This window comes from Opitutales bacterium, assembly GCA_013215165.1.
Taxonomy (GTDB): Bacteria; Verrucomicrobiota; Verrucomicrobiia; order Opitutales; family JABSRG01; genus JABSRG01.
The window spans coordinates 1-11,805 of sequence record JABSRG010000081.1 but is presented as its reverse complement, the minus strand read 5'-3'; the positions used below and the strand labels follow the sequence as shown (position 1 = coordinate 11,805).

The 11,805-nt window shown below is 49.4% G+C and carries 11 protein-coding genes; 5 read left to right on the top strand and 6 right to left on the bottom strand.

The annotated features are described in order from the left end of the window. Positions 1-169 precede the first annotated feature (169 nt). On the bottom strand, positions 170-739 hold the full coding sequence (locus tag HRU10_13965) for a cytochrome C (GenBank protein ID NRA28337.1): 570 nt from the start codon (positions 737-739) through the stop codon (positions 170-172). 119 nt (positions 740-858) lie between these two features. Between HRU10_13965 and HRU10_13960 the strand changes: the two genes are divergently transcribed. Then, the gene (locus tag HRU10_13960) at positions 859-1,518 is read left to right on the top strand and encodes a peptidyl-prolyl cis-trans isomerase (protein NRA28336.1); all 660 of its coding nucleotides are present in this window, start codon (positions 859-861) and stop codon (positions 1,516-1,518) included. A gap of 52 nt (positions 1,519-1,570) precedes the next feature. Continuing rightward, positions 1,571-1,732 (top strand): hypothetical protein, encoded by a 162-nt coding sequence (locus tag HRU10_13955; protein NRA28335.1) that lies wholly within the window; start codon positions 1,571-1,573, stop codon positions 1,730-1,732. A gap of 222 nt (positions 1,733-1,954) precedes the next feature. Here the strand turns inward: HRU10_13955 and gdhA are convergent, their stop codons facing one another. The 4 genes from gdhA to HRU10_13935 form a co-directional block, all read right to left on the bottom strand. Further along, complete coding sequence (gene gdhA / locus HRU10_13950) at positions 1,955-3,292, bottom strand: NADP-specific glutamate dehydrogenase (GenBank protein ID NRA28334.1); 1,338 nt, start codon at positions 3,290-3,292, stop codon at positions 1,955-1,957. A gap of 41 nt (positions 3,293-3,333) precedes the next feature. Then, entirely contained in the window at positions 3,334-3,660 is a 327-nt protein-coding gene (locus HRU10_13945; GenBank protein ID NRA28333.1) for a hypothetical protein, read from the bottom strand. 77 nt (positions 3,661-3,737) lie between these two features. After that, positions 3,738-4,748, bottom strand: coding sequence for an alpha-E domain-containing protein (locus HRU10_13940; GenBank protein ID NRA28332.1), 1,011 nt, complete (start codon positions 4,746-4,748; stop codon positions 3,738-3,740). A gap of 26 nt (positions 4,749-4,774) precedes the next feature. Continuing rightward, entirely contained in the window at positions 4,775-6,229 is a 1,455-nt protein-coding gene (locus tag HRU10_13935; GenBank protein ID NRA28331.1) for a circularly permuted type 2 ATP-grasp protein, read from the bottom strand. A 98-nt stretch (positions 6,230-6,327) separates the two neighbouring features. Between HRU10_13935 and HRU10_13930 the strand changes: the two genes are divergently transcribed. Then, entirely contained in the window at positions 6,328-6,954 is a 627-nt protein-coding gene (locus tag HRU10_13930) for an AhpC/TSA family protein (protein ID NRA28330.1), read from the top strand. Between the two features lie 23 nt (positions 6,955-6,977). Here HRU10_13930 and HRU10_13925 read toward each other — a convergent pair whose 3' ends face one another. After that, the gene (locus HRU10_13925; protein NRA28329.1) at positions 6,978-9,257 is read right to left on the bottom strand and encodes a hypothetical protein; all 2,280 of its coding nucleotides are present in this window, start codon (positions 9,255-9,257) and stop codon (positions 6,978-6,980) included. A gap of 156 nt (positions 9,258-9,413) precedes the next feature. On the opposite strand from HRU10_13925, the gene HRU10_13920 reads away from it, so the two are divergent. Together HRU10_13920 and HRU10_13915 are read left to right on the top strand one after the other, a co-directional pair. Beyond that, complete coding sequence (locus HRU10_13920; GenBank protein NRA28328.1) at positions 9,414-9,857, top strand: DNA starvation/stationary phase protection protein; 444 nt, start codon at positions 9,414-9,416, stop codon at positions 9,855-9,857. An 80-nt stretch (positions 9,858-9,937) separates the two neighbouring features. Then, positions 9,938-11,317 (top strand): UDP-glucose 6-dehydrogenase, encoded by a 1,380-nt coding sequence (locus HRU10_13915; protein ID NRA28327.1) that lies wholly within the window; start codon positions 9,938-9,940, stop codon positions 11,315-11,317. Positions 11,318-11,805 lie beyond the last annotated feature (488 nt).

Sequence of the window (11,805 nt, the reverse complement as noted above, 5' to 3'; positions counted from 1 at the left end):
TCAAACTTGTGAACGCTTGTACACCATAAAATGCGATTATTCGAAATTTTTCTCCCCGCACTTCTGGTCATACCCGAGTCGATTTGAATGTGGCCTCCATTGTAGCAGGGGTTAGCAACGAACGCTTGGCCATGTGGCAAAGCGAAACCCATCAGATTACCGATATAAATCAGAGATAATCCGTGATCTCATACAGTTCGGGGTCCTTTTTAGGGCTGCGCTGTCTACGGAGGAGTTTGAGAGCTGCTGCGGCGGTAGGTGACCGTTTCTCAAGTTGATCGGCCTCTAATTCGCCGTCGTCATCGCCGTCGCCTTCCATTAAATCGCCAAAACGGTTTTCGATCGACTCAAGATCTTCGCCTGCTTCCATTCGCCCGATCATCTCCTGCATGTCTTCAGGCATTTTTTCCCCGGTGACGGATGCCATTTCACGCATCATTTTCCCGAGGGCTTTAGGGTCAGGATTGTCGGGATCCATTCGAGAGAACTCGCGCTCCATCTTTGACATTGCCTGGGCGAGCTGAGATTCGTCGAACATGTCCTCGGCGTCATGGATGCCATCTCCCTCAGGTTCTTCGAAATCTATCTTTCCGATGAACGCAAAGCTGGAGACCTTTTTCTGCATGCGATATTTTTCGCCATCCGGGCATCGTGGGATGCTATCGCGATAGCTAAGCGAACGGGCATAGAACTGATAGACGGTGTGGGTATCGGCTGAATAGTATTCGTAGATCGGCATGAATGAGTTCTGGGTTTCGCAACGTGACAGAGTCACACTGTTCTCTAAAGGAATTTAGCGTGAGCCGGTGTCAAGGATGAGCGATTGACATCCCCAATGCTGAACATTTTTTCGTATCCATGATTACGGCTTTTCGCTTTATCTCGGCCCTGTGTGTCCTGGTGTTTTTATTTGGATGTTCTCGGGTAGAACGTCCTATCAATCGGAGCAACTTTCAGGATCGTCTTCCAGAGGTCACGGTTTACGTGGAGATCGACACAACTTATGGTGTCGTTTCGGCCGAACTCTATCGCAACTTTGCCCCAGGCACCGTTGAGAACTTTTTGAAATACGTCGAAGCAGGGTTTTATGACAACACTGTGTTTCATCGTGTGATTCCCGGTTTCATTGTGCAGGGTGGCGGTATGACCGAAGACTTAGTCCGTAAAGAAACGGGTGAGCCTATCTTGAACGAGGCATCAAACGGTTTGAAGAATGAGCGCGGCACGCTGGCAATGGCTCGGACAGGAGATAAGCACTCAGCTACCTCACAATTCTACTTTAATCTCAAAGCTAATGATGTCCTAGATCACGGCGTGCGAAATTACGGGTATGCAGTATTCGGACGCGTGATCGGAGGGATGGATGTGGTCGATCTCATTTCTACCCAAACTACGACGTCACGCAATGGGATGCCGGATGTCCCAGAAGAGGCTATCTTCATCAAATCTGTGCGCGCCGTGGGTCAAGATGTGGTCAACCGTGGGCCGGTTTTGCCAGACACGCGTTTCCGCCGCTAAATAGTCTACCAATTCTACTTGAACAATCGCTGAACTCGAATGTCTTAATAACATGAACTCATGGCATTATAATAACTGGCTCGGCATCCTCATCGCTCTTGGACCCCTCAAGGTTGCGTTGATAGCTTGGATTGCCTCTGTGAATTTTGAAGCAAGCGAGCGTCGCTTAGCAATCCGCGTAGCAAAAGCGCGCGAAGAAGCAGGGCGACAGTAATTACGCTTCAGTCTATCTTTTCTCTCTTTAGAAAAACACAGCAACGGTGGTTGTTGTGTTTTTTTTGCGATAGCACGGGGGCTTACATTTTGCACGGGTTCAACTGCTTGAACAGTTTGGTCTCATCTCGGCAATAGGTCACTTCAAAGCGTGCCCCTCCATTCATAAAGGACGCTGGAGGCGGCGCTTCGTCGCCGCTGAAAAAGTGGTTCGGTATGAAGTTTAGACGTGGCCGAGGTCTCGCATGGCTTCGGCGACTCGAATGAAGCCTCCGATGTTGGCCCCGTGGATCAAATTTCCTGCTTGGCCGTAGCGCTCGGCGTAGAAGAGGCAGTTCTTGTGAATTTGCTTCATAATAGTTTGGAGCTGTTCGTCTACCTGCTTGGGTTTCCACTGTTGCCAGTTTGCATTTTGTTGCACCTCAAGGTTACTCACCGCGACGCCACCGGCGTTTGCCGCTTTTGCGGGTGCAAGTATAACCGAGGCCTCTTCGAAGGCTTTGATGGCTTCTGGGGTACAGGGCATATTCGCGCCCTCGCAGATGAGGGTGCATCCATTCTTGATGAGTAATTGTGCGTCTTCGCGTGCGAGCTCGTTTTGAGTAGCGCATGGGAATGCGATATCGCAGGGGATAGACCAGACTTTTTCGCTCGCTCGATATTCGGCACGGTCGTGGATTTTGAGATATTCCACCAGGCGCTTTCGCTCAATTTCTTTGAGCAACTTCAGGGCTTCAAAATCGAGTCCTGCTGGATCAAACAGAGAGCCGCCGCTATCTGAGCATCCGACTACCTGAGCACCGAGGCTCTGTAGCTTCTGGATGGCATAGAGCGCAACATTCCCTGAGCCAGACACTACGACACGCTGACCCTCGAAGTCTTGCCCCTGCGTAGATAAAATTTCCCTGGCGAAATAGACTGCTCCGTAGCCAGTAGCTTCTTTTCTAACATAAGATCCGCCCATGGCTGGCGGTTTTCCGGTGATGACGCCCAGTTCATAGCGGTTTGTGAGGCGTTTATACTGGCCAAATAGAAATCCTATCTCGCGACCCCCTACGCCAATATCGCCAGCCGGAACATCAGTCTTCTCGCCGATATGACGAGCCAGCTCAGTCATAAAGCTGTGACAGAAGCGCATGATCTCTCCGTCCGTTTTTCCTTTAGGATCAAAGTCCGAACCGCCTTTGCCTCCGCCGATCTGTAGGCCGGTTAGGCTGTTTTTGAAAATCTGCTCAAATCCGAGAAATTTGATGACCGATCCCGTAACGGAAGGGTGAAAGCGCAACCCGCCTTTATACGGGCCCAGAGCGCTACTGAACTCTATCCGGTAGCCACGGTTTACTGCGTAAGCGCCTGTATCAGTCTGCCAGGGTACGCGAAAAGCGATTTGGCGTTCAGGCTCGCATAGGCGTTCGAGAATATTCTGCTCTTCGATTTCTGGGTGTTCCTGAATGACTTGTTCCAACGACTCGAGTACCTCTTGGACTGCCTGCTGAAATATTGTCTCTCCTGGGTTGCGTTTATGGACAGCTTCGAGAGTGCGGCGAATATACGGGTGCATGTTATGTAATTCGGTAGGAATAGCTTAGAGTAAAACAGAGCTCAGAGAACGAGCATCCAGCCAGCGACGCTGAGGCTGGCTATAGATCCGAGAATAGCAGTGTAAATGCGTTTGGTTTCATCTGAAACAAGTTCGAGCTTGGTATAGCTGAGCCCTCCTATGCCTAAAATGATGATTCCAAGTGGAAGGGTGGCGCGCAGTATCGCCCCAAATGAGCCAAAAGGTAAGAGCAGGACACTGAATGCGGGGATACAGCCACCGAGCCCAATGAGCCACCGTGCTCGGCGTGTCTGTGCTGTGCCTTTCATTGCCATGACAGAGAACACAGATGAGAGCAGGCAGAGGCTGAAGGGAATCCAAATAGACATAAGATACCGCTACCCTTGCGAGGCAGCATGCCACCTTCAACCTAGGAAGGTGAAAATCGCTGACCTGGGACGCGCTGCTATTGTTGCTGTTGTTGTTGCTGTAAAGCGATCTCGTTTTCCATGTCGACCGGTGGACGAAAGAGGTAGGCTTGAAAAATCGCATCATTTGCTGCGTTTAGCCTATCTTGGATACTCATCAAATATTCGTGCATTCCTTTCTGAACGATGAATTCGGTATTGATGCCTGCAAGTTCCTCAGTCAGTTCCTTGAGAATCGCTATGGCCTTCACCGGACCTTCTGATTCACTGTTCTGAGCTATACTTTCTAATATGTCTCGCACTTTCGTCACACAGAAGCGCACGGAGCGGGGGAAATTGTCACTCAACACCAGCATCTCAATTATTTTGCGTGGTTCGGGTTGGGTAACATAACGCTGGTGGAAAGCCTCATAGGCGCTGCAGGATTTAAGAACCGCGCCCCATTGAACCGTATCCACGGCACCCCCAACATCAGAAACTTGGGGTAGCAAGATGTGGTATTTGGTATCGAGAATCTGCGTGACCTTAAAGGCACGTTCAAGGAAGCGTCCAAGGACGAAAAAGTTATTTCTCACATCCTGTGGGAACGTTGCGGCCATCAGGCCTTGAACCAAATAGGATTCACGCATGATGCGGCTGTAAAAGGCATAAGCCCCTTGCTCCCAAACCTGCATCGCGGAAGCCGATCGAAGAAAGATATACATCTCATTGATGGCCTCCCAGAGTTCGGAAGAGATTTGGTCTCGAATCATTCGTGCGTTTTCCCGTGCGGAACAGAGACAGGAAACGACCGACTCGGGATTGTCTCGAGAGAATGTTAGAAACTCTGTGACAGTATGGCTATTTGCGTGGTCGTATTGCTCTTCAAACTGCTCCAGGCGGCCCACTGAGCGTAATATGGGGTCCCAGTGTTCTTTAATATGCGCATCGTCTAGCTGGGCGAAGTCGAGGAGGATTTGAACATTTACATCGAGAATGCGCGCGAGGTTGTCGGCTCGTTCGATGTATCGGCTCATCCAGAAAAGGGAATCTGCTACGCGTGAAAGCATGAGTAAGCGGTCGGATTAGAGTTAGATTAGGTATTTGGGTGGAGCACCCAGGTATCTTTAGAGCCACCGCCTTGAGACGAGTTCACCACAAGTGAACCTTTGCGCAATGCAACGCGCGTGAGGCCGCCCGGTATGATAGAAATATCTTCCCCATACAGGATGTAGGGGCGGAGATCGATATGGCGTCCGCCGAATCCCTCTTCGTCGGTGAATGTCGGATGTCGGGAAAGTGAGATGGGGTGTTGGGCGATGAAATTACGCGGTTCCCTTTTTACCATTTCACGGAATTGATCCACTTTTTCCTTGGTTTCTTTCGGCCCGATCAGCATGCCATAACCCCCGGCTTCATTTGCGGATTTGATGACCAATTTTTCGGTGTTTTCTATGATGAATTTGAAATCGTCTGGCTCTGAGGGCAGGAAGGTCTCGACGTTTTTCAGTATGGGTTCCTCGTCGAGGTAATACTTAATCATGTGCGGCACGAAGTAGTAGACGACCTTGTCATCTGCGACGCCGGTGCCGATAGAGTTTGCAAGTGCGACGTTGCCTGCGCGGACCGCGTTGACTAATCCCGGGACGCCGAGGAGTGAGTCAGGCCGAAAGACGCTGGGGTCTATAAAATCGTCATCGATTCGGCGGTAAATGACGTCTACTTGCTTCAGCCCATCAGTGGTGCGCATATAGACTTTAAAGTCTCGCACAACCAGGTCTGCACCTTCAACGATTTCGATACCCATCTGTCGCGCTAAAAAACAGTGTTCAAAATACGCGCTGTTATAGACGCCCGGCGTGAGCACAACACAGGTTGGGTTATCCTTCTCAACAGGTGTGATGTATTGAAGTGTTTTGAGGAGCGCATCGGGGTATTTCTCTACCGGCCTTACACCAGCTCGCGGAAAGAAATTTGGAAACACTCGCTTCATCGCCGCACGGTTCTCGAGCATGTAAGACACACCGGAAGGGCAGCGGCAATTATCCTCTAAGACAAGGTATTCGCCTTTGTCGTCACGTATCAAATCCGTGCCGCAGATGTGGATGTAGATATCCTTGGGTACGTTAAAGCCGGCAAATTCTCGCCGAAAATGACGTGCAGATAAGATGTATTGTGGAGGAATGACACCATCTTTGACGATCTTCTGGTCGTGATAGATGTCGTGCAAAAAAAGATTGAGCGCTGTGATGCGTTGTTTGAGTCCACGCTCTAGCACATTCCATTCGTTCCCGGGTATGATACGCGGCACCATGTCGAAAGGAAAAATGCGTTCGGTGCCTTCTGCGTTATCATTGTAGGTGGTGAAGGTGACACCCTGTTGGAGAAACATGGCATCAATCGCTTCGCGGCGGCGTTTGAAATCATCGGGTGCGAGGGCATTCAGGCGATCGGCAAAAGCACGATAGTGCATCCGGATGCTACCATCTTGCTCAAACATCTCATCGAAGAATGGGCCCACTTCGTAGTGTTCGGGAAAGATAAGACTCATCTGCCTGATGACCAAAGACGTTCCGGGCTAGGGGGCGAGCGTTTTTGAGCAGAAAATGTAGTCTGGAATAAATCTTCAAACAAAACATCCCAAGACGCATGAAGACCGTTTTACTCATTCTCGCCACTCTTTCTACCTTCTCGGCACACGCTGCTGTGCCAAATGATGCCTCCGCTGCGCGACCGCTTGCAATCGGAGATACTGTTCCGGATGTCTCTGTGCGCAGTTTCTCAGGTGAGAGTCTGAGCCTCAGTGAGATCACGAGTGAAAAGCCTACGATGCTTATCTTCTATAGAGGAGGCTGGTGTCCCTACTGTAATCGTCATCTAGCTGATGTCCAAAAGCTCAAAGACACGATCGACGGTATGGGCTTTCAGGTGATCGCGTTAAGTCCTGATCGCCCGGAGAAGATCAAGGAAGCCATGGAGGCAGAATCTCTTGGCTATCAGCTTTATTCAGATAGTGCTGCGGATGCCATGAAGGCCTTTGGGGTAGCCTTCAAACTCGATACAGACTTAGTAAGCACATATAAAAATGAGTATGGTATCGATATCGAGAGTGACTCTGGGATGACTCATCACATTTTACCCGTTCCTGCTCTGTGTCTCATAGGGACCGATGGGAAGATAAACTTTGCTCATTTTGATCCCAATTATCGTGAGCGGCTCAAAGCGGCCACGATACTTGCAGAGTTAAAACGTGTAAGGGCGCTTGAGCTGAGATAAAGCCATCTTTTTCGCGGGGAGATTCATGGCTTTGCGAGTGTCATATATATGTCGCCGACGTTGCCACTGAGATAGCCGGGCTCGCGGATAAGTTGAATCGTGTGGCTCTGGCCCTCGATGAAGATACTTGGCACCCCAGCAGAAGTCTCGAGGCCGCTTTGGCGATACGTCTGAATCGAGACGGTCTGGGCGAGTCCGCCCTGAGGGTTTGAGGCGACATTCACACGGCCCGAAAATCGTTTAGGTGCATTCCCAAGCTCAGGGAGTTGGAAGTATCCTTCAAAAAACCCATCCTCGTAGGTGTCGGTGATTACCGTTGTGAACGCAGACCCACTTTCTAAATTATCGGCAGTGAAAAACCTTCCGGCAAGCGTTTCGAAGTCTCGGAATAGGTCGGCGCGCGCTTGAACGCGATCTCTTAGGCTAGAGACGGCACCCGTTAGGTATTTATTTTGATAGGTCCCCAATAGCTCACTAGCTGACTGATTATAGCGCTCAACCCAAGCACCCACTTCAGGGCCATCAACAAGCGTGACCTTGGATCCAAGATTTTTAGCTGAGAAGCCACGAGGCAAGGTCTCTAGGTTTCCAGCAAAATGCCATGCGGGTTCAGTGAAATGCCATTGTCCTTTTTCCTTAAGACCGTGGAGGGTGAGAGTAGCCCGAGTAGGGTAGCCCTCAGGGAATCGCGGGTAGACAAAGTTTGAGTCTGGTGGCGTGGGTGCCTGCTGGATTGTTCCATCTTTGGATTGAGACAATTCTTTCGCGATCTGCCCAAACGTCCGTGGATTGAGGACCAGTCGTGGATGGATCACATTTTCCGAGACAATTTCATAGAGAGTCTCTTTTAAGATGGCCGTAATCGGAACCGTGGCAGTGAGCTCTGTTCCTGAATGTGCAACGGCATGGATCCATCCGGTGGTGATATCAAATCGGTCAGTATATGGAGCAATGGCCGACTGAATGGATGGTTCGATGTCGTTCTGAGCCAAGGTTTCGACGAGACCGACTATAGGAATGCCCTCGGAAATGTCGGGGGCTTTGCTGGATGGCTTGGCAAACTGAAGTGCCAAGGCCATCAAGCTGACAAACGCGATCGGGACGGTCGCCGCTAAAGATCCGGTGATAATCCATTGCTTCTTTGATAGAGAAGGCAGAGTTAATTTCCTGCGTGCCGTATCAGTTTCCTCGACAACCTCTGGAGTTGACTCTGTAGTTAGCTCAGGCTGTTCTGCTTCGATGACTTGTGCTTCAGGTTCTTCGTCAAGTAGCTCCTGTTCTTCAAGATCATCCTCTGGCTCATTGGCTTTTTCGTCTGATGCCTTCTCCTCTGCGGCAATTCGGGCTTCTTTCTCTTCCTCGGGAGATTCCTCATCAAGGAGTTTGCTAATCTCATCCGATGAGAGTTCTTCACTATCTTCTACGGCTTCAACTTCGGTGTCGCCGAGAAAATCACTGACCTCGTCGGCAGCATCTTGAGGTTTTTCTTCATCTGCATTCTCCGGCTTTTCCGGGATCTCGGTAATGATCTTAGTGAGTATTTCCTCCGTGAGTATAAACTCGCTATGGTCTTTATCTTCATCAGACGATTCAGCTTCTGGAGAAGTGTCACCAACCAGGTTTTCGATCGTCTCTGGATCGAGTAATTCTGGACTTGGACTAGATGGAGCCGCTTCGCTTGTTTCATCTGCCTCTTCTTCATCGTGCGCGTCGTCATCCTCTTCGGTTGCCTCGGCAGATGTACTTGGGCCGCCAAAATTACCCATCAAGTCCTTTAGGGCATCGACTTCGTCGGCTGTCGCCTCTTCTGGATCTTTTGAAGAGGATTCGGGCTCGGGCTGTTCCTCTATCGGCGCTGGGTTTTCGTCCGCTTTTTCCGTATTAGATTCTTCGGCTGAGGGTGTTTCGTTGTCGTCCGAATCAGGTGCTTTTTCTGGTTCATTTTCAAAATTGCCCACCATTCCTTCCAAGACGCCCAATTGATCGGCAGTTGCCGCTTCTGGATCGATAGGGCTTTCTTCCAAGGAACTTTCCTGAGCTTCTGAATTTTCGTCTTCCCCCGGGCCTTCGGTTGCCCCGTTCGACTCTGATGGAGGTGTGTCGAAGTTCCCCATCATTCCTTGAAGGACGTCCAGCTGATCTGCAGTCGCGGCCTCGGGGTCGCGCTCAGGTTCCTTTGTCTCAATATCCTCTCCCGACGCTTCTAGAATATTTTCAATATCCTCGGGAGAAAGCGCGTTCTCGTCGCTTTCTTCTACCGCCTCCTCGGGGTCGGAAAGATCTTTATCTGGATCGAATGCCATGAGCAGCAGGCTTCACTCGAGTGATTATGATTTCTGCTTTTATAAGTCGCTCTAGTGCTGGCATTCTGAAATTTGGTTCTCAGGTTCCCAAAAGGTGATTGTTTCACGAGTTAATCAGTTGCGTGCACTATGTTTCTGAATCACCTTGAGGGCGCTATGGATAATAAAGAATCGGTTGTGAAAGCTCTGCGTCAGGTAGTGGCAGATTCATACGCGCTTATTGGACAGACCCACATCTGTCATTGGAACGTGCGCGGGGCGTCATTTTTCTCGCTGCATACTGCATTTGAGGGGCAATACACCGAGCTATTTACCGCGGTAGATGAAGTGGCTGAGCGCATTCGGGCTCTCGGTGCGTTGGCACCGGGAGGACTTTCTAATTTGGCTTCTATGTCTTCTATCAGTGAAATCGCTGAAGATGCCTCTGCTGAAGACATGGTAAAGCATCTGACTAGCGCGCATCAAACCCTGGTTAAGAGCCTCCAAGTCGCACGTGATCTCGCTTCAGCCGCGCAAGATAACGAAACTGAGGACCTCATGGTCGGTCGTATTCAGATACATGAAAAAGCGATTTGGATGATGAAAAGCTTTCTGGGTTAAATAATACTGATAGGTGGCTTTTGCAGTGTCCTAAACTTGGATTGACAGGATGGGAACTGAGGAAACACAGTCCCGTTTTTATGAAGAAGATTTGCTGTATTGGTGCAGGCTATGTCGGGGGTCCGACCATGGCAGTGATTGCCGAAAAATGTGCGGACGTCACGGTGACGGTGGTAGACATTAATGCTGAACGGATTGCTGCCTGGCAGTCAGACGAGCTTCCGGTTTATGAGCCAGGTCTTAGTAAAATAGTTCAGGCTCGCCTGGGTAAAAATTTGTTTTTCTCGACCGATGTGACTGAGGGTATACGGGAGGCAGATATTATCTTTATCAGCGTCAATACGCCGACAAAGACTTTTGGAATTGGCGCCGGAAGAGCGGCAGATTTGCGTTTTGTAGAGTCTGTGGCACGTCAAATTGCTAAGGATTCCAATGGGCCTAAGATTGTCGTAGAAAAGTCGACATTACCCGTCCGTACAGCGCAATCGATTAAGCGCATTCTGGAGTCTAACGATAAAGGTATCCATTTTGAGGTGCTCTCGAATCCAGAATTTCTCGCTGAGGGCACAGCGATTGAGGACCTATATGAGCCGGATCGTGTGCTGATCGGTGGTGACGAAACAGAATCTGGACGGGCTGCGATTGAGAAATTGGCGAGCATCTATGAAAACTGGGTACCGAAGGATAAAATCCTGACGACGAATGTTTGGTCATCAGAGCTTTCAAAACTTACGGCGAATGCTTTCTTAGCGCAGCGTATATCATCGATAAATTCGATTTCGGCACTGTGTGAGAACACAGGAGCGGATGTCGATGAAGTGGCTAAGGCCATCGGCACGGACTCACGGATTGGTCCGAAATTCTTGCGATCTTCTGTGGGGTTTGGTGGGAGTTGTTTCCAGAAAGACATCCTTAACTTGGTTTATCTATGCGAGCATTTCGGTCTGCCTGAAGTAGCTGAATATTGGGAAGCTGTCGTTACAATGAATGACTATCAAAAGCGTCGATTTTCTCGTCGTGTGATCGCTTCTCTCTTCAACACGGTTTCCCACAAAAAGATCGCGATTCTGGGGTTTGCTTTCAAAAAAGACACGAATGATACGCGTGAGTCTGCTGCAATCTATGTGTGCCGCGACCTTTTAGAGGAACGAGCTAAGCTTTCTGTCTACGATCCTCAAGTCTCTGCAGAGACGATGTTTCGAGATCTTGGTCAGTCTCCTTCTCAGAAGGAAAAGAGCTGCAACGAATTTTTGGAAATGGTTTCTGATCCTTATCAAGCCATAGACGGAGCCCACGCGGTACTCGTTCTCACTGAATGGGATGAATTTGCGGAATTGGACTATAAAAGAATTTATGAACGTGTGCAAAAACCGGCCTTTATCTTCGATGGCCGAGGTATTTTGAATCACAGTAAATTACGGGATATAGGTTTTGAAACCTATTGTATTGGAACGGGATAGAGACAAATTTCTTCAAAGGTCTTGTGCTTTTATGGACTTGTAAATTTCTGTGAATAGGGAATGTTATAGGACAGCCCTAGTTCATGCCCCGAGTTAATTCCCCTTCGAACGTGCTTCCGTTGTCGGTCGCTCTGTTTTGCTATCTTTTTGCCGGAGTTGCTTACGTAAAATTTGACCAATTTACTGAGCTTGTTCGTGATGTCAGGCTGGCCTATCTAAGTCTAGCGGTGGCAATTTTTGTCGGGGGATTTTTTATTGTATTCCCGGCAGCCCGATTGGTTGGAGCAATCACAGGGAATCTCTTATTGTTTCGTAATAGGACAGCAGTGAAGGAGCCCAATTTCTCACTGCCTGCTACGTTTAGACAAAGGCGAGAGTTCGAAAGGGCTGAGATTGAGTATCTTAAAATATGTTCACAGCCATCCCATAAGACCTGATGGCGGAGATCAAACCTGAGTATTGATGGGCTGTAGCGGTTGATCGTGTCT